Here is a 25,332-nt window from a genome sequence, read left to right on the forward strand (position 1 = left end):
ACTCCCATTATGGCCAAGAAAATTTCTAAGTTTTTCCGTATCGGCGTCGAAGGTGATACTTGCGATGGTCGCATTATCGACGGTAATGACATTCAGCAAATGGCAGATACATTTGACCCGCGCGTCTATGGTTGCCGCATCAATCTGGAGCATATTAAAGGCTTACTGCCTGACAGCCCTTTCCGCCGTTATGGTGATGTGGTCGAGCTGAAAGCCGAGAAGATTAATGATGATTCCGCGCTAAACGGTAAGTGGGCGTTATATGCCAAGGTGGTTCCAACTGAGGATTTAGTGGCAATGGTGCAAGCCCGACAAAAGGTTTACACCTCAATGGAGATTCGCCCGAATTTCTCCAACAGCGGTAAATGCTATCTGATTGGCCTGGCGGTGACTGATGACCCGGCCAGCTTGGGTACTGAAATGTTGGAATTCTGCGCCCGTGCCAAAACCAACCCGCTGGCCGGTAAGAAACTGGAACCCACCGATTTGTTCTCTGTTGCCGTTGAGGCCGCGATTGAATTTGAAGAGATTCCCGAATCCGGAATCAGTTTACTTAGCCGGGTAAAAGAGCTGTTTAACCGCAAGCAATCCTCTGACGATGCCCGCTTTACTGATGTTCACGCCGCAGTGACCACCGTTGCTGAACAGTTGCAAGTTCAGGCTGATATTAACGAGCAACGTTTTCAACAAATTGAGCAACAGATTGAAGCCAATCAGCAGCAACTTTCCCACCTGTACGCCAGCCTCGACCATAGCGAAAGCCTGATCCAACTGCGTCGCCCGATGGCCAACGGCGGTAATGGTGATGAAACCTTTCTGACCAACTGTTAATAACCAGACTGAGAGAACCTCATGCGACCTAATACCCGAATCAAATTCAACGCTTACCTGACTCAGGTTGCCAAATTGAATGGCATTGAGGTGAGCGATGTGGCGAAAAAATTCAGCGTCGAGCCGTCGGTTACCCAAACCCTGATGACCCGCGTGCAGGAGTCATCCGAGTTTCTCAGCCGTATCAATATGGTGCCGGTGGCCGAGTTAACCGGTGAAAAAATCGGTATCGGCGTCACTGGTTCTATTGCCAGCACTACTGATACTGCGACTGGCGCCGAGCGTGAAACCGCTGACTTTGCCACGCTGGAAGCCCGCCGTTACCAGTGTGAACAGATGAACTTCGATTTTCATATCCGCTATAACACATTAGACCTGTGGGCGCGGTATCAGGATTTTCAACTGCGGCTGCGTGATGCCATCGCCAAGCGTCAGGCATTGGATTACATCATGGCGGGCTTTAACGGTGTGAAACGCTCTGCAACGTCGAACCGCAAACAAAACCCAATGCTGCAAGATGTAGCCGTGGGCTGGCTGCAAAAATACCGCAACGAAGCGCCGCAGCGGGTGATGGATAAAGTGACCGGTAAAGATGGTGCGATAATTTCCAGCGTCATTCGTGTCGGCGAAAATGGCGACTATAAAAATCTCGATGCGCTGGTATTTGATGCCACCAATACCATGATTGACCCGTGGCATCAGGAAGATCCCGATTTAGTGGTGATCTGTGGCCGTGAGTTGTTAGCCGATAAATATTTCCCACTAATTAACCAAAAACAACCCAATAGCGAAATGTTGGCAGCGGATGTAATTGTTAGCCAGAAACGTATCGGCAACTTGCCAGCGGTGCGTGTGCCCTACTTCCCTGCCAATGCCATGTTAGTGACTCGTCTGGACAACCTGTCGATCTATTTTATGGACGAGAGCCACCGTCGCCATATCGAAGAAGTCGCCCGCCGCGATCGCATCGAAAACTACGAATCTATCAAACAGGATTATGTGGTGGAGGAATACGGCTGTGGTTGCCTGATTGAAAATATCCAACTATTGACTGAAACGAAAAACGAGCATTCAGAGACTGGAGCCTAAATCATGTTAAGCCCCGCCAGACGGCACATGATGCGAGTTTTAGCGGCGGAGGCGGCGCAGCAGATTGATGAGCCGCTGCGCCATGCCAATGGCTATGAACTGATGCTACTAAAACTAGCTGAAGATATTCGCGCCCTGAAAAATGTGCATTCAATGGAGCGCAAAGCTGAACGCAAACGGGAAATGCTGCCCTATTACGCCCCTTGGGTGAGCGGAGTGTTGAGTGAAGGCCGAGGCGCACAAGATGCGGTATTGATGACGGTTATGGTGTGGAAGTTGGATGTTGGCGATATTGCCGGTGCGCTGGAGATTGCCCACTATGCCTTGCACCATCGCCTCGTGATGCCAGATCGCTATAAACGCTCTACGCCTTACTTATTGGCTGAAGATGTGGCCGATGCCGCCACTCGCGCCCACAGTGCTGGCCAGCCCGTCAATATCGACCACCTGCTGGCCACAATGGAACTGACCGATGCCGAGGATATGCCCGATCAAGTGCGCGCCAAGCTGCACAAAATCGCCGGTATCGTCCTGCGGGACAGTGGCAAAGCAGAGCCAGCACTCGTCCATCTGAAACGCGCTTTACAACTCAACAACCATTGCGGTGTGAAAAAAGATATTGAACGGCTGGAGAGCCAACTGCGTAAAGCCAGCGCCAGTCGTTAACCAAACGCGCCCCGCGCCGGGCGGCACGCAAGCCGCGACAACTTACCAGATCAACGCTTGCGTCCACCGCCCTCTATTTTGAGGTTGTCATGACGACAGTGATTATTTCCAAAAAAGATGAGCAGCCACATGGCGACACAGTAGTCATTCCGCCATCTGCGCATGACGAGCCACTGATAAAGAACACCTTTTTCTTTCCCGACATCGACCCAAAACGCGTTCGTGATCTGATGCGGCTTGAGCAGACCGTTTCTCCAGCACGACTGCGTGAGGCCATTAAAACCGGTATGGCAGAGACCAATGCAGAGTTGCACGATTTTCGCGAGCAGCAAGTCACCGCTGGGTTTAACCGCCTTATAGATGTGCCGTCGGATGAGGTCGATGGGGAGAATATCCGTGTTTTCTATTATGTGCGCGCCGTTTGTGCAATGGCGACCGCGACCTTGTATGAACGTTATCGCGGCGTAGATACCAGTGCCAAAGGCGACAAAAAAGCTGACAGTATCGACAGCACTATTGATGAGTTGTGGCGTGATATGCGCTGGTCGGTCTCGCGCATCCAAGATAAACCACGCTGTATTGTGGGCCACATCTGATGCAAATCATTGCACAACAAGGCGATACCCTTGACCTCATTTGCGCTCGATATTACGGGCGCACCGAGGGAGTATTTGAAACGGTGCTCGCCGCTAATCCGGGGCTGGCAGAACTTGGGGCGGTGCTACCGCATGGCACTGCCGTTGAACTGCCAGATGTTCAAACCTCACCTGTCACAGAGACTGTAAACCTGTGGGACTGACAATGGAGAAGATCAGCACATTTATTACTTACTGGTTATCAGTAGCACTTGCATGGTTCGGCACACAGACGCCAGATAGATTTGCACTCTATATCGGTGGGAGCTGCGCCATTTTTACCGCGCTGGTTAATTTCTGGTATCGCCGCAAAACCTTTAATTACCTCAGATCTATGGGGCTTAATGAAGGGGTGACCCGTGAATTCAATCGTTAAACGTTGCAGTGTCGGTGTGGTGCTGGCGTTGACGGTATTGATGCCTGATTTTCATTTGCTACATACCTCGCCGGAAGGCCTTACCCTGCTCGCCGATCTTGAGGGATGTCGTCTGCGGCCCTATCAATGCAGCGCGGGAGTCTGGACATCAGGTATTGGTCACACTGCTGGAGTTGTACCTAAAAGAGATATTACCGAGCGTGATGCGGCGGAAAATTTAGTCGCCGATGTTCTCCATGTTGAGCAACAACTGGCGGCCTGTGTGCCGGTAGACATGCCGCAGCCGGTTTACGATGCACTTGTTAGTTTTTCGTTTAACGTCGGTACGGCAGCCGCCTGTCGCTCGACGCTGGTTTCGTATCTAAAACGCCGACAATGGGAACAGGCATGTGATCAACTATCTCGCTGGGTATATGTCAATGGAGTCAAAAGTAAAGGGCTGGAGAATCGCCGCCAGCGTGAACGCGCTTATTGTCTTAAGGGAACACAATGAAAACAGTAATCGTATTACTGATTCTGGCCGTGTTCGGTGTGTTATGGCTGCGTGATGAGAACGGCAATCTAAGCAGGTCGCTTGAGAGAGCTAATTGCGTCGCCAATGAGCAAAAAAACACGATTAGCATACTGAAAAATCAGCTTAACGTTGCTGCCAACCGAGCTGATAAAAATGAGAGAGCACAGGTTACCCTACGACAACAGCTTGACGCCGCTGGAAAACTGGCAGCACAGCGTGAACAAACCATCACAAGATTACTCAATGAAAACGAAACCTTTCGCCGCTGGTACCGCACTGATTTGCCTGATGTTGTGCGCCGGATGCACCGACGCCCCGCCTGCGCATCCGCCAGTCATTGTTTACAGCGGATGCCCGAGAGTCAGCCTTTGCCCGATGCCCGGCAGCGACCCGAAAACTAACGGCGATTTGAGTGCCGATATTCGTCAGCTTGAGCATGCACTCGAACGTTGTGCGTTACAGGTTGAGATTGTTAAACAATGTCAGGATGAATTAGATGTTGAAACCCGACAGTTTGCGCAAAACCCTCACTGATGCTGTGCCGGTGTTGCGTACCAATCCCGATATGCTGCGTTTATTTGTCGATAACGGCAAAATTGCCGCCACACTGGCCGCCTCACTGTCATTTGAAAAACAGTACACTCTCAATGTGGTGGTAACGGATTTCACTGGTGATATTGATTTACTGCTGGTGCCGATAATGGCATGGCTACGTGAAAATCAGCCCGATATTATGACCACCGATGAAGGCCAGAAAAAAGGCTTTACATGGTATACCGATATCAATAACGACAATAGCATTGATGTCAGTATCAACCTGTTACTGACCGAGCGTACCCTTGTCAGGGAAGTTGACGGCGCGTTACATGTGCAAAACATACCGGAACCACCGCGACCAGAACCAATAACGCGACCGGTAGAAATGTGGAGTAATGGTGAACTGGTGAGTCAGTGGAATGAATGAATTTAAACCATTTGAAGATAAGTTGGCTGGTCTGATTGCTGCGCTATCACCCGCAAGCCGTCGCCATATGGCTGTCGAAATTGCGAAGAAGCTGCGCCAACGTCAGCAGCAGCGAATTAAATCCCAAAAATCGCCCGATGGCACGCCCTATGCTCCGCGAAAGCGCCAACCGATCAAAGCGAAGAAAGGCCGCATTAAGCGGGAGATGTTCACAAAATTGCGTACCAACCGCTTTATGAAAGCCAAAGGCGATGACAGTGCTGCCGTGGTGGAGTTTACCAGCAAGGTACAGCGTATTGCGCGGGTGCATCATTATGGCCTAAAGGATAAACCGGGACGCAACAGTGTTGCGGTGGAATATCCAAAACGGCCATTGATGGGGTTTAACTCTGAGGATTATAAAGTCATTGAGAAAATAATCACCGAAGTTCTGTCATGATTATTGGCAATATACTTTCACTTTCAATGTACTTTAAAACTCAGTTTTCCTATTTATAGTTTTGATTTTCATTGGTTCTTCCTCAGCCTTTATCTCGCTCTGACAATGCTTATTCATGAGTTTAAGAATAAAAAAGATAAATAGCATAATAAATAAATAGTTCCAAAATGACATGCTTGGAATACTCATCAATATCGCCCACAAAAACATTGTATATACCGCTATAAACTGATTAATTTTGGATACTGAAAAATTTTGTGGTGCATGCATCAACTCTTTCCATTTTTTATTTTTTTCCATGCAGTTTTGTCGGTGTAGAACTGTTTTATAAAGTGGACCCGTTATTTCATCTTCAAGCCTATCAATATGAAACTCCCAATTTTCTTGCCAAAACTTGCTGCCCTTATTAACTAAAAACCAACCATATGAGAAGACAAAACCGGTTGAGGCAATGAAAATAAGGTACAGGTCAGCATTATCAATGGCCTTTTCAGAATGCTTTGAAGCTAACAGTAAGAACCCAGCAAACATTGCTGCGATTAATGTCCAAAAATAAGCAGTTCGCTTCCAGTACAACTCAATTTCAAATTTTCTAATCTCATGTGCCTTTTCAAGCGCCAGCAAATTTCTGTCGTATCTTGCCTTTCTGGCATAAAACTTCCTAATCCCAAACGCCCTGTTGTAGTCACTTTCCTTCATGTTCTTTCCTTAATCTTTTAGTTGAACTCAGAGTAATCATCTCTAATCAGGTTGTATCAACGATAGCAGAGCATCAACTAATTGGTTTACAACAATATCTTATGCAATCTATTTGTTATGAACACACTCGCAAATATTCAAGAACTTGCCCGCATGCTGCGCAATATGATTCGCACTGGCATGATTGTCGAAACCGACCTGATTGCTGGCCGCTGTCGCGTGCAGACCGGCGGCATTCAAACCGACTGGCTCCAGTGGCTGACTCACCGCGCTGGACGTTCTCGCACATGGTGGGCTCCATCGGTGGGTGAGCAGGTATTAATTTTGGCTGTCGGTGGTGAACTTGATACGGCTTTTGTGCTGCCGGGGATTTTTTCTGATGACCATCCCGCGCCTTCGGAATCGGCGGATGCCCTGCATCTGGCTTTCCCTGATGGTGCCATTATTGAGTATGAACCGAAAACCAGCGCCCTGAAGGTGTGCGGCATTAAAACCGCCGATATCAGCGCATCGCAAACTCTTATCGCCTCCGCGCCAGAGGTACGGGTTAGTGCATCAACTCGCATTACTCTCGACTCGCCCGAAGTGATTTGCACCAATACGCTGATTACTGGCTCACTGGAGGTACAAAAAGGCGGCAAGATGAGCGGCAATATTGAACATAGCGGCGGTTCATTGTCGTCAAACGGCAAAGTGTTGCATACCCACCAACATCCAGGCGACAGCGGCGGCACAACAGGAGCGCCACTATGACCGCAGGTTACATTGGTATCAGTCGCACCACGGGTCGGGCGATCACCGATGCAGAGCATATTCGTCAAAGTGTGAGTGATATTTTGCTTACACCCATTGGCTCACGAGTGATGCGCCGTGATTATGGCTCGTTGCTGTCTTCGATGATTGACCAGCCGCAAACTCCCGCCCTTGAGCTGCAAATCCAGGTGGCTTGTTACATGGCGATCCTCAAATGGGAACCGCGCGTAAAGTTGACCTCGGTGACCACAGAACGCCGGTTTAACGGTCAGATGGTGGTCAACTTGACTGGCCAACATGCTGAAACGGGCGAAAGTCTTTTGTTAACCCTTCCTGTGAGTTGAAACCATGCCGATTATCGACCTGAACCAGCTCCCCGCGCCGGATGTGGTAGAGAAGCTTGATTTCGAAACCATTCTCACCGAGCGCAAAGCGACACTGATTTCTCTGTTCCCCGAAGAACAGCAGGAAGCCGTTGCACGCACGCTAGCACTGGAGTCAGAACCGCTGACCAAACTCCTTGAAGAAAATACTTATCGTGAGGTTATCTGGCGTCAGCGAGTCAACGAAGCGGCCCGCGCCAATATGCTGGCCTATGCCGTTGGTCATGATCTTGACGTGATGGCGGCAAACAACAATACCGAACGGCTTACCATCACCCCGGCAGATAACACCACTATTCCACCCACGCCGGCAGTGATGGAGTCTGACACAGATTTACGTCTGCGAGCACAGCAGGCATTCGAGGGGCTGAGTGTAGCGGGACCAGTCGGGGCTTATGAGTATCATGGTCGTAGCGCTGACGGGCGTGTTGCGGATATTTCTGTGGTCAGTCCTACCCCTGCTTGTGTGACGATTACTGTGCTATCACGTGAGGGTGACGGCACCGCTAATTCTGATCTACTGGCTGCTGTAGAAAAAGCGCTCAATGCTGATGACGTGCGCCCGGTGGGCGACCGTGTAACAGTCCAGAGTGCCAAGATTGTGCCATATCAGATTAATGCGACGTTATATTTTTACCCCGGCCCCGAGCAAGAACCCATCAGGCAAGCGGCAGAACAACAACTCAAAAACTATATCCGTTCGCAGCATCGGATCGGGAGGGATATTCGCCTGTCTGCCATCCATGCCGTGCTTCACGTCGAAGGAGTACAGCGTGCGGAACTGGCTTCGCCAGCCCATGACATTGTGCTCGATAAATACCAGGCATCTTATTGCACTGAATACACGATCACCGTAGGGGGGACGGATGAGTGATAATCGCTTGTTGCCCGTGGGTTCGTCGGTACTGGAGGTGGCGACAGCAAAAGCGGCGGCTGAAATTACCCGTGTGCCAGTGCCACTGCGTACATTGTGGGATCCGCAGCGATGTCCTGTCGCACTGTTACCTTATTTGGCATGGGCGCTGTCGGTTGACCGGTGGGATTTTAACTGGTCGGAAGCGACTAAACGCCATGTTATTGCATCCTCATTTTTTATCCATCAACACAAAGGCACTATCAGTGCATTGCGGCGGGCAGTTGAACCGCTTGGCTATCTGATTGAGGTTAAAGAGTGGTGGCAGCTTAACGAGGAACCCGGCACTTTTCGCCTCGTTATCGGAGTGCTCGACAGTGGTATTACTGACGAAATGTATCAGGTGCTCGAGCTTTTAATTAATGACGCCAAACCGGCAAGCCGTCACCTGATTGGCCTTAATATCAGTCTAAGTTCAACCGGTAACTTATTTGTCGGTGCAGTCTGTTATCACGGCGAAACGCTGACCATCTATCCCTATATAGCGGATGAAATCACCGTCGGAGGCGAGTTCTTCCCTGCATCAGCTATACATTTAATTGACTCACTGAATGTGTAAACCAATGACTACGAAATATTTTGCAATTTTGACGAATCAGGGTGCGGCCCGATTGGCCAATGCGGCGGCATTAGGGACAACGTTAAAAATTACCCATATGTCTGTCGGGGATGGTGGCGGAAAGGCGGTAACTCCAAATCCAGAACAAACAACGCTGATAAATGAAGTCAGGCGAGGCGCAGTTAATATGCTCTCAATTGACCCGCAAAATATAAATCAGATTATTGTCGAGCAGGTTATTCCCGAAAATGAGGGCGGCTGGTTTATTCGTGAAATCGGTCTGTTTGACAGTGAAGGAATGCTAATTGCCGTCGCAAACTGCCCTGAAACATACAAACCATTGTTACAGGAGGGGAGTGGCCGAACTCAAACCATTCGAATGATTTTAATTGTTTCCAGCACCAGTGCGGTGGAGTTAAAAATTGATCCGTCAGTGGTGCTGGCAACTCGCCAATATGTTGATAATAAAATCATTGAAGTTAAACAGTACGCCGATACTTTACTGAAAAAGCATATTGATGCCGCCAATCCGCATACCCAATATGCGTTCAAACACAGCCCAGATTTGACGGGAATACCAACAGCACCCACGCCAGCACAAGACACCAATAATCAGCAAATTGCTACCACTGAGTTTGTACATACAGGGATTAGCCTTCTGAAAGACAACGTTCCGGTTGAACTTGGCACTCTAAAGGCACTGGCGGACGCTCTTGGTACTAAGTTGACGAAAGATAGTAATGGTTCTGATATCCCCAATAAAACACTGTTTGTTCAGAATATTGGGGTTTACAACAAAGCTGAAAGTGATGCTCGTTATTTACGTGCGCAAGATAATTTACCTGTTGGTATTCCGTTGCCGTGGCCATTAGCTATACCGCCAGCAGGTTGGATAATTTGTAACGGTCAGGCGTTTGATAAAGTACATTGCCCACAATTGGCGCTAGCCTATCCGAGCGGTGTACTACCAGACTTGCGCGGTATGTTTATTCGTGGTTGGGACAATGGGCGCAACCTTGATGGCGGGCGTACATTGCTCAGTATTCAGGGGGATGCCATCAGAAACATTACGGGGGCATTTCGTATTGATGGTGCAAAAGAATTGTCAGCGAACTACCCGTCGCCATCTTGGGGGGCATTTACGACCAGTGGCACACAAGGAAGAAACAACGTGGCAGCCACAGGGACCGTCACAATACCACAAATTAACCTGAATGTAGGCATGGTCGTTCCCACCGCTAATGAAAACCGTCCCGTCAATATGGCATTTAATTACATTGTGAGGGCTGCATAATCATGGCTTTTGTAATGTCAGACAAAGAGCAGACTATTACTGTTTTTAATTATCATTATGAGACTAAAGAATTTGTTGGAAAAAGTGATTACTACATTACGCCCTATACTGGGCTACCCGCATCCTGCACGGAAATAAAACCTTTGCTCGCTAAAAAGGGATATGCAGTTATTTTTAATGAAGAAACCCAGCAATGGGAATATGTCGAAGACCATCGCCAAACCGAGGTTTACAGCACGCAAACCGGTGAGCCACAGACTATCAATCAGCTTGGTTCGCTGCCAGAAAACACCACCCTACTGGCCCCCACCAGTCCATTTGACCGATGGAGTGGCACTAAATGGGTTAAAGACAGTGAGGCGGAAAAACAATATTACTTAGCCGAAACAAGGCAAAAGAAAAGTATTTTGCTGGAGGAAGCCAAGACTCAAATTGAAATACTCAAAGACAGTATTGAGTTTGATATGTCCACCCCAACCGCCGAATCTGAGTTGGTAACATGGCGTAAGTATCGCGTTCAGCTTAGTCAGCTAGATATATCAGCAGCACCGGATATTGATTGGCCGAAACAACCGGCGTAATTCAGGCGGGCAATTGCCCGCGTTTCTTATTCTTGCTGTTGTGTCAGACCTTAACCAACCCAGATAAATAGACGTCCTTAAAAGCTAACCGGACAATAACACTCATCTCTTAACCACGGAGTTAAACGGATGAGTGACTATCACCACGGCGTACAGGTCATCGAAATCAACGACGGCACCCGTGTCATTTCTACTGTTTCAACCGCGATTGTCGGTATGGTCTGCACGGCCAGCGATGCAGATGCAGCAACATTCCCCCTCAATGAGCCGGTGTTAATTACCAATGTACAGAGCGCCATCGCCAAAGCCGGTAAAAAAGGCACCCTTGCCGCAGCCCTTCAGGCTATTGCTGACCAGTCAAAACCGGTCATTGTTGTTGTACGCGTGGAGGATGGCTCCGGTGATGATGAGGAAGCCAAACTCGCGCAGACGGTATCCAACATCATCGGCACCACTGACGAAAACGGCAAATACACCGGGCTGAAAGCACTGCTTACCGCCGAGGCAGTCACTGGCGTTAAACCCCGTATTCTCGGTGTACCGGGGCTGGATAACAAAGAGGTCGCTGTCGCACTGGCACCAATTTGCCAGAAACTACGTGCCTTTGGCTATATCAGTGCATGGGGCTGCAAGACGGTTTCAGAGGCCATGGCCTACCGCAAGAATTTCAGTCAGCGTGAGCTAATGGTGATATGGCCGGATTTTCTGGCATGGAATACTGCGACTAACACGACAACTATTGCCTACGCCACCGCTCGCGCACTCGGTCTGCGTGCCAAGATCGACCAAGAACAAGGCTGGCACAAAACGCTGTCTAACGTCGGTGTCAATGGCGTCACCGGTATCAGCTCCTCGGTATTCTGGGATTTACAGGAACCGGGTACTGATGCCGACCAGCTCAATGAATCCGGTATCACCACGCTGATCCGCAAAGATGGTTTCCGTTTTTGGGGCAACCGCACCTGCTCGGATGACCCGCTATTCCTGTTTGAGAACTATACCCGCACCGCACAGGTTATCGCCGACACCCTAGCCAAGGGGCATATGTGGGCGGTGGATAAACCTGTCACCGCCACATTAATTCGCGACATCGTGGATGGCATCAATGCCAAGTTTCGCGAGCTGAAAACTAACGGCTATATCGTCGATGCAAGCTGCTGGTTTGACGAAGAAGCCAATGACGCCGAAACCCTGAAAGCCGGAAAACTGTATATTGATTATGACTATACGCCGGTACCGCCACTAGAAAACCTGACCTTGCGCCAGCGTATCACTGATAAGTATCTGGCAAATCTGGTCTCCTCAGTTAATAGCAAGTAAGGAGCCTGACTCATGGCTATGCCACGCAAACTGAAAATGATGAATGTGTTCCTGAACGGCTACAGCTATCAGGGCGTTGCCAAGTCAATCACGCTACCGAAGCTAACCCGCAAGCTGGAAAACTATCGCGGGGCGGGCATGAACGGCAGCGCACCGGTCGATCTCGGCCTCGACGATGATGCCCTGTCAATGGAATGGTCGCTTGGTGGTTTCCCTGATGCGGTTATCTGGGAATTGTATGCTGCCACCGGTATCAATGCGGTACCGATTCGTTTTTCTGGTTCTTACCAGCGCGATGATAGTGGCGAAACGGTAGCTGTCGAAGTCGTGATGCGTGGCCGCCAGAAAGAGATCGACACTGGCGAAGGCAAAGAGGGAGAGGATACCGAAGCAAAAATCTCGGTGGTCTGCACTTACTATAAGCTGACGCTGGACGGTAAAGAGCTGGTCGAGATCGACACCCTCAATCTGATTGAGAAGGTGAATGGTGTTGATCGCCTCGAACAGCATCGCCGCAATATCGGCCTGTAACCTTTGCCCGGTCAGTCAGGCTGGCCGGTTTCCCCTGACAACTGAATAAAACGAGAAAATCATGACGAAAGAAAACGAGAATATCGTCACTTTGGAAAAACCGGTTAAACGCGGTGGGCAGGAAATTGCGAGCATCACCCTGATTAAACCAACTACCGGAACGCTGCGTGGCGTCAGTCTGGCAGCAGTCGCTAATTCTGAAGTAGATGCACTGATTAAAGTATTGCCGCGCATGACCTCTCCGGCACTGACTGAACAAGAAGTTGCCGCACTGGAGCTGCCTGACCTTGTGGCTCTGGCCGGTAAGGTTGTGGGTTTTTTATCGCCGAATTCGGTGTAGTAGATTTCCCGAAGAAACTGTCGGTCGATGATTTGATGGCAGATATTGCCGTGATATTCCACTGGCCACCATCAGAGTTATATCCCCTGAGTCTGACCGAACTCATCACATGGCGCGAAAAAGCGCTCCAAAGAAGTGGAAACACCCATGAGTAACAACGTCAAGTTACAGGTATTACTCAAGGCTGTTGACCAGGCGACGCGCCCGTTTAAATCCATTCAGACAGCGAGTAAATCGCTGTCTGGGGATATTAGGGAAACGCAAAAATCATTACGTGAGCTAAGTGGTCAGGCATCCCGTATCGAGGGATTCCGTAAGACCAACGCACAGCTTGCCGTCACCGGTCAGGAGCTGAAAAGAGCAAAAGAAGAAGCCCGCGCGTTAGCTATTCAGTTTAGAAACACCGAACAGCCGACCCGCGCACAGGCTCAAGCGATGGAGGCCGCACGCAAAAATGCCGCCGCTCTTCAGCTCAAACATAATAGCTTACGACAGGCGGTACAGCGCCAGCGTCAGGAACTCAGCCAGGCGGGCATTAATACACGCACATTGGCGGCAGATGAACGACGCCTAAAAACCGTCATCAGCGAAACCACGGCACAGCTCAATCGTCAGCGTGAAGCACTGGCGCGAGTTAGTGCGCAACAGGCAAAACTCAACGCGGTAAAGCAGCGCTATCAGGCGGGTAAAGGGCTGGCGGGTAATGCAGCATCAATCGGGGCTGCTGGTGTCGGGATTGCAACTTCTGGCACGTTAGCCGGTGTTGCTCTGCTGAAATCCGGCTATGACTTTGCGCAGAAAAACGCCGAGTTACAGGCGGTGCTCGGCGTGGCAAAAGATTCGGTAGAAATGACCGCACTGCGTAAACAGGCGCGCCAGCTCGGTGACAATACCGCTGCCTCGGCTGACGATGCTGCCAGCGCGCAGATTATTATCGCCAAAGCGGGCGGTGACGTGGACGCCATTCAGGCTGCGACGCCGGTCACGCTAAATATGGCGCTGGCGAATCGACGCACGATGGAGGAAAACGCCGGATTGCTGATGGGGATGAAATCAGCCTTTCAGCTTTCAAACGATAAAGTCGCGCATATAGGTGACGTGATCTCAATGGCCATGAATAAGACCGCCGCTAATTTTGATGGTCTCAGTGATGCGTTGACCTACGCCGCCCCGGTGGCGAAAAATGCGGGAGTCAGTATTGAAGAAACGGCGGCCATGGTGGGCGCACTGCATGATGCAAAAATCACCGGTTCAATGGCGGGTACCGGGAGTCGTGCAGTATTGAGTCGCTTACAGGCACCGACCGGTAAGGCGTGGGATGCCATAAAAGAGCTGGGAGTAAAAACTGCCGACCCCAAAGGCAACACGCGGCCCATTATTACCATCCTAAAAGAAATGCAGGCCAGTTTTGAGAAAAATAAACTGGGTACTGCCCAGCGCGCCGAGTACATGAAAACCATCTTTGGCGAGGAAGCTAGCTCGGCCGCTGCGGTTTTAATGACCGCCGCGGCAAGCGGTAAACTAGACCAACTTACCGCTGTGTTTAAAGCCTCTGACGGCAAAACCGAGGAACTGGTCAACATTATGCAGGACAACCTCGGCGGCGACTTTAAAGCATTTCAGTCGGCATATCAGGCTGTGGGGACTGACCTTTATGACCAGCAGGAGTCTTCACTGCGCAAGCTGGTACAAACGGCCACCCGATATGTGTTGAAACTGGATCTCTGGATTCAGAAAAACCGAGGATTGGCTCAGACATTAGGCACTGTTGCTGCGGTGGCGCTTGGCGTTGTTGGCATGATTGGTGCCATTGGCCTCGTGGCGTGGCCAGTTATCACGGGTGTGAATGCCATTATCGCTGCGGTTGGCGCGCTAGGCACCGTGTTCACCTCGGTATGCGGTGCGATTATGACTGCCATTGGTGCGATCAGTTGGCCGGTGGTGGCTGTTGTGGCAGCTATTGCCGCCGGAGCGTTACTTATCCGTAAATACTGGGAACCTATCAGCGCATTTTTTGGTGGTGTGATTGAAGGACTCAAGGCAGCATTTGCACCGGTCGGAGAAATGTTCGTGCCGCTTAAGCCGATGTTTGATTCTCTCGGCGAAGGCCTGCAAAAAGTCTGGCAGTGGTTTCAAAACCTCATTGCACCGGTGAAATCCAGTAAAGAAACACTCGACAGTTGCCGCAATGCAGGCGTGATATTTGGTCAGGCGCTGGCTGATGCGCTGATGCTGCCGCTCAATGTCTTTAACAAATTGCGCAGTGGTATTGATTGGGTGCTGGAAAAGCTCGGTGTTATCAATAAGGAATCCAGCACACTTGACCAAACTGCGACTAAAGCCAGTGCCGTGACGCAGGGCGGCTCCTACATTCCAGCGACCAGTACTTATGGTGGCTATCAGGCCTATCAGCCAGTTACTGCACCTGCGGGTCGCTCTTACGTTGACCAGAGCAAAAACGATTACCACATCACGCTCTCTGGTGGTGTCTCCACTAGTGACAATTTTAACCGCCAACTCCGCGATGCTCTCGAACAACATGAAAGGGAAAAGCGCGCCCGTATGCGCGCCAGCATGACATTCGATGGATAAGGAGATAACACACCATGATGCTCGCACTCGGTATGTTTATTTTTATGCGTCAGACACTGCCCTACCAGAATTTTCAGCGTAATGCGGAGTATCGCTGGCCGTCTAATAGTCGGGTTGGTCAGCGTGATGCTTTTCAATTTCTTGGGATTGGCGAGGAGAAAATCACACTTGGGGGTGTGCTTTATCCCGAACTCACTGGCGGCAAAATGACCATGACCACACTTAGACTGATGGCAGAAGAAGGCCGTGCATGGCCGTTACTGGATGGTTCCGGCACAATTTATGGCATGTATGTCATCAATAATGTAAGCGAAACCGGTAGCGTGTTTTTTGCTGACGGTACTCCGCGCAAAATCGATTTTACGCTAACGCTCTCCCGCGTGGATGAATCACTTGCAGCGCTATATGGCGATATAGGTAAACAGAGCAAAACTCTCATCGGCAATAACGGCGATATGGTCGCAAAACTGGCTGGCGCAGTGGGGGCGAGTTAATGTTAGATGTGCTGACAAAAGATGCGGGTAACATATTGATGCCGGATTTTATGTTAACGCTTGATAATCGTGATATTACCGGCAATATCAGCAACCGCTTGATAAATCTAACCCTGACTGATAATCGCGGCTTTGAAGCCGATCAGCTTGATATTGAGCTTGATGACGCCGACGGACGAGTTGAGTTGCCGCTACGCGGTGCAGTTTTGACGTTGTTTCTCGGCTGGAAAGGATTTGCGCTGATCGGTAAAGGTAGCTTTACCGTTGATGAAGTGGAACATCGCGGTGCACCGGATACCGTGACCATCCGTGCCAGAAGTGCAGATTTTCGTGGCACGCTAAATTCCAGACGCGAGCAATCATGGCATGACACCACGCTCGGCGTTATCGTTGAAACCATCGCCACGCGTAACAAACTCGTTGCCAGCGTCACTCCAGCATTAGCCTCAATTAAAATTCCGCATATTGACCAGTCGCAAGAGTCCGACGCCAAATTCCTCACTCGCCTTGCAGAACGCAACGGGGGCGAGGTTTCCATCAAAGCGGGGAAGCTATTGTTTCTTATAGCTGGTTGCGGCGTCACTGCTAGCGGCAAACCTATTCCGCAAGTCACCATCACCCGCCGCGACGGCGACCGACATCAGTTTGCCATCGCTGATCGGGGCGCTTACACCGGTGTTACAGCAAAGTGGTTACACACCAAAGATCCGAAGCCGCAAAAGCAAAAAGTGAAGCTCCAACGCAAGCCAAAAGAACAGCATTTAAGGGCGTTACAACACCCCAAGGCGAAACCGGTAACGAAGAAAAAAACTACCAAAGAGCAGCAAGCGCGCAAGGGTGAATATATGGTGGGTGAAGCTGATAACGTGTTTGCCCTAACGACGGTCTATGCCACAAAAGCACAAGCCATGCGCGCCGCTCAGGCAAAATGGGATAAATTACAACGTGGTGTGGCTGAGTTTTCTATTACTTTGGCCATTGGCAGGCCCGAGCTATACCCGGAAACCCCCGTCAAAGTGAAGGGATTTAAGCCAGTGATCGATAACCAGCCGTGGATAATTACTAAAGTTATTCATTCGCTCAATAATAGCGGTTATACGACAAACCTCGAACTTGAAGTTCTACTATCAGATATGAGCTATGAAGCTATTGATGGATAACTTGTTGAATACAAACAGATGATTTATTCATTTGAATAATTTAAAATAGTTAATAAGCTCAAATGAACGTTGAGGTGTTTATTATGATGCGATGCCCTATTTGCCGTTGCACAGCGCATACTCGATCCAGTCGTGAAATATCTGCCGAAACTAAAGAGAGATATAATCAGTGTACCAATATTAATTGCGGACATACATTCATTACAATGGAGACATTTATTCGCTCTATTATGACTCCGGGTGTTATTAATAAAGTTCCGCCACATTCAACTGCTCAAGGACAATCAACGCTCAATTTCTAATTATATTATTTGGCTAAAAAACAACCTGCGAACTCGCGGGTTTTTTAGCGTCAAAATATCGTCATTGCCACAGATTTCTGTCGCCATTTTGTCGCCACTGATTTTAGGGGATTCAAACGAGGATTTTGTAATTTATTGATATTTCGGGGTTTGTTGGTGGGTCGTGCAGGGTTCGAACCTGCGACCAATTGATTAAGAGTCAACTGCTCTACCAACTGAGCTAACGACCCAACGGCGATAATTATTCTCCTGTTAGCCTTGGCTGTCAAACACTTCGTCGGATTTTTCTTTTTATACTGCGCTGTATTTACCGCTGCGGATTAATTATGCATCTGGCACTAGCGATTATTGTTAGTTATGTAACTTCATGTTGTAATTCTACGCGCTGTGATGAACTTAACAAATTTCAGCGTGTGAAATATAAACACTGGAAAACGAGGCGCGTTGTGTAATTATTGTTGCGAAGATATTAAATAATTCGCAAATTGTACTTAAAGCATACAAAAAATCTAACAGACAGACAGACAGACAGACAGACAGACAGACAGACAGACAGGTTAAGACCAAAGAGCCAGCATAGAGCTCAACAACTTCACAAATACAGGAAGAGGGAATGGGAAAGATGGTAGACCAATCCAAGATAGTGGCAGAACCGCTGCCGGAACCTGAAGAGCACCTTCAACGAAGTCTCTCCAACCGCCATATTCAGTTAATTGCTATTGGCGGTGCCATAGGTACCGGTTTGTTTATGGGTTCGGGTAAAACCATCAGCCTTGCCGGGCCGTCGATCATCTTCGTCTATATGATAATCGGCTTTATGTTGTTTTTCGTGATGCGTGCAATGGGTGAATTGCTGCTCTCGAATCTAAAATATAAGTCATTCAGTGATTTTGCCGCGGATTTACTTGGCCCCTGGGCCGGTTTTTTCACTGGCTGGACTTACTGGTTTTGTTGGGTCATCACCGGCATCGCTGATGTTGTCGCCATCACCGCTTATGCGCAATTCTGGTTCCCCGGGTTCTCCCAATGGGTCGCCTCATTGTTAGTGGTTTTACTGTTGCTCTCACTGAATTTGGCAACCGTAAAAATGTTCGGTGAGATGGAGTTTTGGTTCGCCATGATTAAAATCGTGGCAATCGTGGCGCTAATCTTTGCTGGCCTGACTATGGTGTTGATGAGCTATCAGTCCCCTTCGGGCACCACGGCGTCATTTACTCACTTATGGAATGACGGTGGGATGTTCCCGAAAGGAATCAGTGGCTTCTTCGCCGGTTTCCAAATAGCAGTCTTTGCCTTTGTTGGTATTGAGTTAGTCGGGACCACCGCGGCAGAAACCAAAGATCCTGAAGTGGTATTACCGCGCGCGATTAACTCCATTCCTATCCGCATAATCATGTTCTATGTTTTCTCATTGATTATGATTATGTCAGTGACCCCGTGGAGTTCCGTGGTTGCCGATAAGAGCCCCTTTGTTGAGTTATTCGTTCTGGTCGGGCTACCCGCTGCCGCCAGTGTGATTAACTTTGTGGTATTGACCTCTGCGGCCTCGTCAGCCAATAGCGGCGTGTTCTCCACCAGCCGCATGTTGTTCGGCTTGGCGAAAGAAGGCGATGCGCCAAAGCAATTTGGCAAATTATCACGTCGCTCTGTTCCCGCTTCCGGCCTGACATTCTCCTGTATTTGTCTGCTCGGCGGCGTGGTACTTATCTACTTGATTCCAAACGTCATGACCGTGTTTACGTTGGTCACTACCGTGTCAGCAATTTTGTTTATGTTCGTCTGGACCATTATTCTGTGCTCTTATTTGGTGTACCGCAAAAGACGCCCAGCACTGCATAAAAAATCCATCTACAAAATGCCAGCCGGTATCTTTATGTCTTGGGTATGTATGGCGTTCTTCGCCTTTGTGTTGGTGCTGTTAACGCTGGAAAGTGATACCCGTCAGGCGCTGATAGTGACGCCGCTGTGGTTTGTCATTTTGACCATCGGTTATATCACATTGAAAAAACGCAGAGCCCGCCTGTACGACAGCAAGATCACTAAATTGTAATCATCACTGCCTAGCCCGGCGTCAGTACTTTTCTGACGCCGGTGCTAACCCTTAACCCCATCACGCCAGACAATCCCCCAAGCTAAAGAGTGGCTGTTACCCACTTTATCCCGTGGCAATAGAGAAAAGACATTGCAAACCCCGGTGACTACCATCATTGGCTATGATTCGGTTTTTTATAATGCCTTACTCAGACTATGGGGCGGTTATTGCTTCACGTAACCGGCGCGGAGTTAAACCAAAATGCTGCTGAAAACGCGAGGTAAAACGAGACGGCGAGATATAACCGTGCTGTGCCGCAATCTCCCCTATCGACAGTGATGTGGTTTGCAGTGCATGCAACGCGCAGCCCATGCGAACTTCCTCCAGAATCCCCCTGAACTGCCGCTCTTCTTGCATCAGCTTGCGCCGCAAAGTGGAGTCTCCCATATGCAGCGCTTGCGCGACATCACTCACACTCCAGTCACGGGCCGGATCGAGCAAGAAAATTTGTTGCACCTGTTCAGCCAGTTTATCTCGGCGATCGATCAATAATGGCCCTGCTTGCCCAGCCAGATGGAGCGCCAATAAAACCCCCATGGCAGAGTGCTGTAACAATACATTGGGTGCCTGACTTTTTAGGTTGAGCAATAAAGATTCCCATGCTCGATGGGTATCGGCATCCAGAGGAACACATAAAGAAGCGCTGGTTACCGGTGTGACGGCCTGCGCGCCGTACCATTGACGAAACTGGCGCAGTAACTCTGGTGGCAGATAAACCATATCCGAACAGTAATGGCCCCGATCGGGGGTATTGGCGATACTGACTTCAGCACCAGCAGGGAATAAAATAAGTGTTGATTGCCCGGCGTTGGCGGCCTGTGCTCCCCATTGCACCAATTTACTGCCTTGGCGAACATGACACAGCGCTGGCGCAAATACTGTCACCCGATGCAACGTGTGTGCACGGCGGGCCACAATCTCAGCACTGGAGATGGTCATCTGGCGGTGGTTTATCTGCTGCATACGTTTTACTCTTGGATTAGAGGCTAACGGCCATAGGTCGTGACCAGTTCCGCTTTCGAAATGACGTTGCTGTTAAGCATAAAGCCCACCAATGCGCCGCTAGCATCACTGTTCAATGGCAATTTGTCTGTTTTCAATGCCCAGACGGTGAACTGGTAACGGTGGGGCTTATCTCCTGCTGGCGGGCAAGCACCACCAAATCCGGCATAGCCGAAGTCATTGCGCCCCTGCACGGCACCTTGGGGTAAGCTGCCGGTCGCCTCATTATCGCTGCGCTGCCCTGCATTGGTTGCCAATTCATGGACATTGGCCGGAATATTCACCACCGTCCAATGCCACCAGCCGCTGCCTGTTGGCGCGTCAGGATCATAAGCCGTGATAGCAAAGCTTTTCGTCCCTGCCGGAGCACCCTGCCATGAAAGCTGTGGCGATTGATTCTCACCCGCGCAGCCAAATCCGTTAAAAACCTGCTGATTTTGCAGCGGTTTCCCGGCTGGCATATCCCGGCTTTTCACGCTAAAAGTGTGCGCCTGAGCTGATAATGAAACCGCAATGATAGCCAAAGACAGTGCTATTTTTTTCATGTTCGTTCTCCTGTGAGGTAAGTTGCCAGCTTACGCAAACAGGCTCTGTCACATTGTGCCATAACGCTCTTATATTATGCCAAAAAGCTCAATATAGAGCGTTACCGATCTTTTTATTCGACGGAATTATTCAATATATAGCTGCCCCCCCTGCCAAGACATCTGTGTCACTGCGGATGTAGCCGTGCCGCCGGTGGTTTCGCCACCAACCAAAATCAATTTATCACCATCTTGAATAGAAACACCGTAACCCAGTGGTTGAGGTAATTTGCCAGCCAACTGCCACTGGTTATTCACCCGGGCATAAATCAGTTGCTGCCACTGTTTTTTCAGCCCTTTGTGAGCATATAACTGACCGGCATTGAATTGCTGCCAGGCCCCGGGGAAGTTAGCCCCCCCCGCCACCAGCAGCACATTATTGCTGCTGCCGGAAAATGCTCCGGCCAATCCTTCTTGAACGACACCTTTTTTAGCACTCATTAAATCTGGCTGTTGTTGCCAGGCCAGTTCGGCCCCCTGCTTTTTCCCTTGCCATACCGCAGCGGTTCGTAACCCGGGCTTAATTTCGCCATTTATTAATATCAAGTTGTCATTCATAACAGTGATTGCCGATCCTGCCGTGCCTAAAAATGGTACCTGACCACCGCTCTTCCATTGATTTTTGCTCGGCTCATAAATCAGGACATCGCGGTTATAAAAATAGTCGGCTGGAGCTTGCTCAAAATAGGCATCAATAACCGCATTTTTTTGTGTTTCATTACTTCCCGCAGCAGCAAGATCCGCGAAGTAACCGTCAAAAATGGCTTTGTTTACCCCACCCAATAACAGCGCTTGGGAACCATCTAATGTGGTCGCGGCAGTTCCTACCAAACCACGGGGTGCGCGGGTGGCCAACTGCTGCCATTGATTGGTTTGCGGATCAAATCGATAGACATCATTGAGCGCCTGTACCTGAGTATCACTGGCGCTATTTTTACCCACACCGCCAAAGACATACAGCTTTCCATCCAGTGTTACCGCTACCGCCTGCTCGCGCGGTTGACCGGGGAAATCTGCTATTTTTTGCCAGCCACCACTGGCGTTATCTGTATCAAGGCGAAACCACGACTGACCGGCACTGCCCAAGCCAACATATAAATTGTTATCTATCCGCGCACCGGTACCATACTTAAAGGGGACTGGCACATCGGGATAACGTTCAGCATTGGCATAAGGTAAAGAGAGCGAGAGCATTAGCGTCAAGGCGCTAAACAAGACTATTTTGCTACTCACGGGTTTCTTATATTGATGATATATCTGAGTCATTCGCGGTGTTCCTCATTAATCAATAGTTTTGACGCTGTGTGTTGGGGATGGTGAAAATAAAACTCCATATTTAAAAGCAAAGTGGAGTTTAACTGCCATTGAAATTATAATCCGTACTCAGCACTGTCAATGCGAATGACATATAACTGTGATAAATACCCCAGAGGTCAGATTTTGGTGAGATAGCCCGATGATTAACCGGCCACAACCGCTGGCGGGAAGATGTCGGGTTATTGTCTGGTTACTGTCGTGGTGGTGTAGCCTGCTTGCGCATAGGGTTATTGGTGACCTTCTAACCCCAGGAGAACTTAAGATGAACCTTTACCGTATTCGTGAATTACGCCAAGCCCGGGCTTGGTCACAAGAACAACTGGCGGAGCTTTGCAGCCTTAACGTGCGCACCATCCAACGTATTGAGAATGGCGAACAGGCCAGCCTCGAAACCTTAGGGGCGATTGCCGCTGTAATGGATCTGAAAGTCAGCGAGCTTTACTCCTCCGACGCCAGCCAGCAGCAAGATGCCCCAGCCAATGCAGTTGACCAACGTGTGCTGGATGCCCGTAATGCGGTTGAAAATGAAATGGCTTTTATGCGCCAATTATTGCGGGCAGTGATCCTGTGCGGCGTATTGTTGGCGATTAACTGGTTTACCTCACCCAGTTATATGTGGGCATGGTGGGTGGTACTTGGGTTCAGCATTGTATTGGGCTTGCGGGCGATAAACACTTTTGTGTTGGGTAACTGGCTGGAACGCTGGCAGCAAAAACGGCTACAAAAGAAGTTACGCGATCTGTCATAACAACTAAAAAGTCTGGGTAACCAAGTTGTTACCCCCAACGCTATGTACCTTCCGTGCGGTCAATCTTGCAGCTTGGTGGTATTGGCGTATTGTTAATAAGTATCATAACTAGCGGCTATGAATACATCATCAGCATCATTCAATATCAGTATTATTCAATAACCTTGATTGGAGCGAAGCGAGATGGCGAAAATTTTAGTGCTTTATTATTCCATGTATGGACATATCGAGACACTTGCTGGCGCGATAGCCGAAGGTGCCCAAAAGGTCAGCGGTGTCGAAGTGACTGTCAAGCGAGTGCCGGAAACTATGCCTGCCGATGCTTTCGCCAAAGCTGGCGGCAAAACTGACCAAAAAGCACCGGTGGCCACCCCACAAGAACTGGCTGATTACGACGGCATTATTTTCGGTACACCCACCCGCTTTGGCAATATGGCTGGGCAGATGCGGACTTTCCTCGATCAAACCGGCGGTTTGTGGGCATCTGGCGCACTGTACGGCAAAGTCGCCAGTGTATTCTCCTCTACCGGTACTGGCGGTGGGCAAGAGCATACCATTACCTCCACCTGGACCACCTTGGCACACCACGGCTTTATCATTGTTCCGATTGGTTATGGTGCTAAAGAGTTGTTTGATGTTTCACAAACTCGTGGTGGGACGCCCTATGGCGCAACGACGATTGCCGGTGGCGATGGCTCCCGTCAGCCAAGTGCTGAAGAGCTGGCGATAGCCCGTTTCCAAGGTGAGCATGTGGCGAAGATTACCGCCAAATTGAAAAGTTAAGTTGCTATAAAAAATGAAAGCACCGCATAAAAGCGGTGCTGGATTTCAAACATTACACATTAAGCTTCCAGCAGCCCTTGCGCCAGATAGTGGTTGGCGTCACTCACTCCCGGTAATACAAAGAAGTATCCCCCGCCAATCGGTTTCACATACTCTTCCAGCGCTTCACCATTTAACCGTTTTTGCACGGTGAGAAAGGCTTTTTCCAAATCAGACTGGTAGCAGACAAATAATAGCCCCATATCCAATTGCCCTGAATTTGAAACCCCTAATGAGTAACTGTAACCACGACGAAGCATCAAGTTATTCTGAGTTTCAACGGTACGCGGATTCGCCAGGCGGATATGAGCATCCAACTTGATGACTTTGCCATCAGGATCTTGGGTGTAATCGGGCTCATCATGTTCATGAACCCTGCCCAAAGGTGCGCCGCTGTGCTTATCACGGCCAAAAATAGTTTGCTGTTCTTGCAGTGGTGTTCGGTCCCAAAACTCCACTTTAAAGCGGATAATCCGCGCGGCCTGATAGCTCCCTCCCACAGCCCAAGCAGGTTCGCCGACATTATCCTGCACCCAGACCACCTGATTGATTAGTGGTTTATCACTGGTTTTCGGGTTGGCAGTGCCGTCTTTGAAACCCAGCAAGTTAATCGGCGTCTCTTTACCTTGGCTGCGAGCAGAATGCGCAGAGATAAACCCCTCGCGCTTCCAACGAACACTGAGCAGATCCGGTGAGTGCTTAATAATATCCCGCAGCGCATGAATCACGGTTTCATTGGTATTGGCGCAAATTTGCAGCAAAATATCGCCGTGGCACAAGCCCGCATCCAGTGAGTCATTTGGGAAACGGGTCATGCGCTGAAGCCGCAAAGGTTTATGCTGCTGCAAGCCAAAACGCTCATCAAACAGCGAGTCACCGACCGACACTGTGATAGTCAGATTATCCGGATAGATTTCCGGCCCCATAATGCCTGAATCCAGTGGCGGTAACTTGGCATTCACTGAGGGTGCATGCCCGCCGGTGGTCAGAAAGGCAATGCGCTCGGTTAACAACTTGAATAACCGGCTCAATGCCGCTTTATCTGTTGCCAGCACATCAAACGCCACCAGCATCATCGCGGCCTGCTGTGGCGTGAGTACCCCAGATTGATGTTGACCATAAAACGGCTGTTTCTGCCAGCGTTCATCTTGGGCAGGAGCAGCCTCGGGGGCTGGGCAATCCGCAGCACGCGCGACTTTTACCCCACCAAGGGCCAGTGCGCCACTCATCATCCCCATACCAAGCAACAAACGTCGACGAGACGGCAAAGCCGCCCCGTTATCATGCTGATACGGCCCTAATTGCCGGCCGATTTTCTTACTCATCTTAATG

General features: G+C 49.6%; 33 protein-coding genes and 1 tRNA gene. 28 read left to right on the forward strand and 6 right to left on the reverse strand.

The window, feature by feature from the left end:
• The first annotated feature begins 9 nt into the window (after window positions 1-9).
• The 11 genes from FTA96_RS06880 to FTA96_RS06930 all read left to right on the forward strand — a co-directional run bounded on the left by FTA96_RS06880 (window position 10) and on the right by FTA96_RS06930 (window position 5,514).
• The gene (locus tag FTA96_RS06880) at window positions 10-831 is read left to right on the forward strand and encodes a GPO family capsid scaffolding protein (protein WP_145573473.1); all 822 of its coding nucleotides are present in this window, start codon (window positions 10-12) and stop codon (window positions 829-831) included.
• Between the two features lie 21 nt (window positions 832-852).
• Window positions 853-1,920, forward strand: coding sequence for a phage major capsid protein, P2 family (locus FTA96_RS06885; protein ID WP_050145319.1), 1,068 nt, complete (start codon window positions 853-855; stop codon window positions 1,918-1,920).
• Between the two features lie 3 nt (window positions 1,921-1,923).
• On the forward strand, window positions 1,924-2,586 hold the full coding sequence (locus FTA96_RS06890; protein WP_087818519.1) for a phage terminase small subunit: 663 nt from the start codon (window positions 1,924-1,926) through the stop codon (window positions 2,584-2,586).
• A gap of 89 nt (window positions 2,587-2,675) precedes the next feature.
• Window positions 2,676-3,182, forward strand: coding sequence for a head completion/stabilization protein (locus FTA96_RS06895; RefSeq protein ID WP_004708287.1), 507 nt, complete (start codon window positions 2,676-2,678; stop codon window positions 3,180-3,182).
• The gene (locus FTA96_RS06900; protein ID WP_087818518.1) at window positions 3,182-3,385 is read left to right on the forward strand and encodes a tail protein X; all 204 of its coding nucleotides are present in this window, start codon (window positions 3,182-3,184) and stop codon (window positions 3,383-3,385) included. The genes FTA96_RS06895 and FTA96_RS06900 overlap by 1 nt, the downstream gene beginning before the upstream one ends.
• Window positions 3,376-3,597 carry a phage holin family protein gene (locus FTA96_RS06905; protein WP_032910804.1) on the forward strand — a complete coding sequence of 74 codons (222 nt, stop codon included), beginning with the start codon at window positions 3,376-3,378 and terminating at the stop codon, window positions 3,595-3,597. Before FTA96_RS06900 ends, FTA96_RS06905 begins: the two co-directional genes overlap by 10 nt.
• The gene (locus FTA96_RS06910; RefSeq protein WP_087818517.1) at window positions 3,581-4,090 is read left to right on the forward strand and encodes a lysozyme; all 510 of its coding nucleotides are present in this window, start codon (window positions 3,581-3,583) and stop codon (window positions 4,088-4,090) included. Before FTA96_RS06905 ends, FTA96_RS06910 begins: the two co-directional genes overlap by 17 nt.
• Complete coding sequence (lysB, locus tag FTA96_RS23465; RefSeq protein ID WP_087818516.1) at window positions 4,087-4,512, forward strand: Rz-like lysis system protein LysB; 426 nt, start codon at window positions 4,087-4,089, stop codon at window positions 4,510-4,512. The genes FTA96_RS06910 and lysB overlap by 4 nt, the downstream gene beginning before the upstream one ends.
• Window positions 4,400-4,645 (forward strand): Rz1-like lysis system protein LysC, encoded by a 246-nt coding sequence (lysC, locus tag FTA96_RS23390; protein WP_145506775.1) that lies wholly within the window; start codon window positions 4,400-4,402, stop codon window positions 4,643-4,645. Before lysB ends, lysC begins: the two co-directional genes overlap by 113 nt.
• Window positions 4,608-5,075 (forward strand): phage tail protein, encoded by a 468-nt coding sequence (locus tag FTA96_RS06925; protein WP_087818514.1) that lies wholly within the window; start codon window positions 4,608-4,610, stop codon window positions 5,073-5,075. The genes lysC and FTA96_RS06925 overlap by 38 nt, the downstream gene beginning before the upstream one ends.
• Entirely contained in the window at window positions 5,068-5,514 is a 447-nt protein-coding gene (locus tag FTA96_RS06930; RefSeq protein WP_145506765.1) for a phage virion morphogenesis protein, read from the forward strand. Before FTA96_RS06925 ends, FTA96_RS06930 begins: the two co-directional genes overlap by 8 nt.
• A gap of 33 nt (window positions 5,515-5,547) precedes the next feature.
• Here the strand turns inward: FTA96_RS06930 and FTA96_RS06935 are convergent, their stop codons facing one another.
• Window positions 5,548-6,213 (reverse strand): RipA family octameric membrane protein, encoded by a 666-nt coding sequence (locus FTA96_RS06935; RefSeq protein WP_050877683.1) that lies wholly within the window; start codon window positions 6,211-6,213, stop codon window positions 5,548-5,550.
• Window positions 6,214-6,330: 117 nt separating this feature from the next.
• Between FTA96_RS06935 and FTA96_RS06940 the strand changes: the two genes are divergently transcribed.
• From FTA96_RS06940 to FTA96_RS07005, 14 genes are all read left to right on the forward strand, one after another.
• Complete coding sequence (locus FTA96_RS06940) at window positions 6,331-6,966, forward strand: phage baseplate assembly protein V (protein WP_145506762.1); 636 nt, start codon at window positions 6,331-6,333, stop codon at window positions 6,964-6,966.
• A complete protein-coding gene (locus FTA96_RS06945) occupies window positions 6,963-7,310 on the forward strand; it encodes a GPW/gp25 family protein (protein ID WP_145506759.1) in 348 nt (115 codons plus the stop codon). The genes FTA96_RS06940 and FTA96_RS06945 overlap by 4 nt, the downstream gene beginning before the upstream one ends.
• Before the next feature lie 4 nt (window positions 7,311-7,314).
• Window positions 7,315-8,223 carry a baseplate assembly protein gene (locus tag FTA96_RS06950; protein WP_145506758.1) on the forward strand — a complete coding sequence of 303 codons (909 nt, stop codon included), beginning with the start codon at window positions 7,315-7,317 and terminating at the stop codon, window positions 8,221-8,223.
• Complete coding sequence (locus FTA96_RS06955; protein WP_145573474.1) at window positions 8,216-8,821, forward strand: phage tail protein I; 606 nt, start codon at window positions 8,216-8,218, stop codon at window positions 8,819-8,821. Before FTA96_RS06950 ends, FTA96_RS06955 begins: the two co-directional genes overlap by 8 nt.
• A gap of 4 nt (window positions 8,822-8,825) precedes the next feature.
• Complete coding sequence (locus tag FTA96_RS06960; RefSeq protein WP_145573475.1) at window positions 8,826-10,115, forward strand: phage tail protein; 1,290 nt, start codon at window positions 8,826-8,828, stop codon at window positions 10,113-10,115.
• Between the two features lie 2 nt (window positions 10,116-10,117).
• The gene (locus FTA96_RS06965; protein WP_145573476.1) at window positions 10,118-10,696 is read left to right on the forward strand and encodes a tail fiber assembly protein; all 579 of its coding nucleotides are present in this window, start codon (window positions 10,118-10,120) and stop codon (window positions 10,694-10,696) included.
• Window positions 10,697-10,825: 129 nt separating this feature from the next.
• The gene (locus FTA96_RS06970) at window positions 10,826-12,016 is read left to right on the forward strand and encodes a phage tail sheath protein (protein WP_145573477.1); all 1,191 of its coding nucleotides are present in this window, start codon (window positions 10,826-10,828) and stop codon (window positions 12,014-12,016) included.
• Between the two features lie 12 nt (window positions 12,017-12,028).
• A complete protein-coding gene (locus FTA96_RS06975) occupies window positions 12,029-12,547 on the forward strand; it encodes a phage major tail tube protein (protein WP_087818506.1) in 519 nt (172 codons plus the stop codon).
• 61 nt (window positions 12,548-12,608) lie between these two features.
• Window positions 12,609-12,887: a phage tail assembly protein gene (locus FTA96_RS06980; protein ID WP_145506743.1), complete on the forward strand. Its 279-nt coding sequence runs from the start codon at window positions 12,609-12,611 to the stop codon at window positions 12,885-12,887.
• Window positions 12,888-12,922: 35 nt separating this feature from the next.
• Window positions 12,923-13,042 carry a GpE family phage tail protein gene (locus FTA96_RS06985; RefSeq protein ID WP_071777697.1) on the forward strand — a complete coding sequence of 40 codons (120 nt, stop codon included), beginning with the start codon at window positions 12,923-12,925 and terminating at the stop codon, window positions 13,040-13,042.
• The gene (locus tag FTA96_RS06990) at window positions 13,035-15,479 is read left to right on the forward strand and encodes a phage tail tape measure protein (RefSeq protein ID WP_145530109.1); all 2,445 of its coding nucleotides are present in this window, start codon (window positions 13,035-13,037) and stop codon (window positions 15,477-15,479) included. Before FTA96_RS06985 ends, FTA96_RS06990 begins: the two co-directional genes overlap by 8 nt.
• A gap of 14 nt (window positions 15,480-15,493) precedes the next feature.
• On the forward strand, window positions 15,494-15,973 hold the full coding sequence (locus FTA96_RS06995) for a phage tail protein (protein WP_145506737.1): 480 nt from the start codon (window positions 15,494-15,496) through the stop codon (window positions 15,971-15,973).
• Window positions 15,973-17,133: a phage late control D family protein gene (locus FTA96_RS07000; protein WP_145573478.1), complete on the forward strand. Its 1,161-nt coding sequence runs from the start codon at window positions 15,973-15,975 to the stop codon at window positions 17,131-17,133. Before FTA96_RS06995 ends, FTA96_RS07000 begins: the two co-directional genes overlap by 1 nt.
• 83 nt (window positions 17,134-17,216) lie before the next feature.
• Entirely contained in the window at window positions 17,217-17,435 is a 219-nt protein-coding gene (locus FTA96_RS07005; RefSeq protein ID WP_071985026.1) for an ogr/Delta-like zinc finger family protein, read from the forward strand.
• A 154-nt stretch (window positions 17,436-17,589) separates the two neighbouring features.
• Here the strand turns inward: FTA96_RS07005 and FTA96_RS07010 are convergent.
• Window positions 17,590-17,665 (reverse strand) — tRNA-Lys (locus tag FTA96_RS07010).
• 392 nt (window positions 17,666-18,057) lie between these two features.
• Here FTA96_RS07010 and cycA point away from each other — a divergent pair.
• Window positions 18,058-19,485, forward strand: coding sequence for a D-serine/D-alanine/glycine transporter (cycA, locus tag FTA96_RS07015; RefSeq protein ID WP_179210562.1), 1,428 nt, complete (start codon window positions 18,058-18,060; stop codon window positions 19,483-19,485).
• A gap of 195 nt (window positions 19,486-19,680) precedes the next feature.
• Here the strand turns inward: cycA and FTA96_RS07020 are convergent, their stop codons facing one another.
• The 3 genes from FTA96_RS07020 to FTA96_RS07030 form a co-directional block, all read right to left on the reverse strand.
• Window positions 19,681-20,490 carry a helix-turn-helix transcriptional regulator gene (locus tag FTA96_RS07020; protein ID WP_134956871.1) on the reverse strand — a complete coding sequence of 270 codons (810 nt, stop codon included), beginning with the start codon at window positions 20,488-20,490 and terminating at the stop codon, window positions 19,681-19,683.
• Between the two features lie 23 nt (window positions 20,491-20,513).
• Window positions 20,514-21,074: a kinase inhibitor gene (locus FTA96_RS07025; RefSeq protein ID WP_050106642.1), complete on the reverse strand. Its 561-nt coding sequence runs from the start codon at window positions 21,072-21,074 to the stop codon at window positions 20,514-20,516.
• Between the two features lie 126 nt (window positions 21,075-21,200).
• Window positions 21,201-22,379 carry an N-acetylneuraminate epimerase gene (locus FTA96_RS07030; protein WP_145573479.1) on the reverse strand — a complete coding sequence of 393 codons (1,179 nt, stop codon included), beginning with the start codon at window positions 22,377-22,379 and terminating at the stop codon, window positions 21,201-21,203.
• A 313-nt stretch (window positions 22,380-22,692) separates the two neighbouring features.
• On the opposite strand from FTA96_RS07030, the gene FTA96_RS07035 reads away from it, so the two are divergent.
• Window positions 22,693-23,178, forward strand: coding sequence for a helix-turn-helix domain-containing protein (locus FTA96_RS07035; protein ID WP_050121969.1), 486 nt, complete (start codon window positions 22,693-22,695; stop codon window positions 23,176-23,178).
• Between the two features lie 183 nt (window positions 23,179-23,361).
• Window positions 23,362-23,961 carry an NAD(P)H:quinone oxidoreductase gene (gene wrbA / locus FTA96_RS07040; RefSeq protein WP_050106645.1) on the forward strand — a complete coding sequence of 200 codons (600 nt, stop codon included), beginning with the start codon at window positions 23,362-23,364 and terminating at the stop codon, window positions 23,959-23,961.
• Window positions 23,962-24,020: 59 nt separating this feature from the next.
• Here the strand turns inward: wrbA and efeB are convergent, their stop codons facing one another.
• A complete protein-coding gene (gene efeB / locus FTA96_RS07045; RefSeq protein WP_145573480.1) occupies window positions 24,021-25,325 on the reverse strand; it encodes an iron uptake transporter deferrochelatase/peroxidase subunit in 1,305 nt (434 codons plus the stop codon).
• Window positions 25,326-25,332: the final 7 nt, after the last annotated feature.

The organism is Yersinia alsatica, assembly GCF_902170305.1.
GTDB lineage: Bacteria > Pseudomonadota > Gammaproteobacteria > Enterobacterales > Enterobacteriaceae > Yersinia > Yersinia alsatica.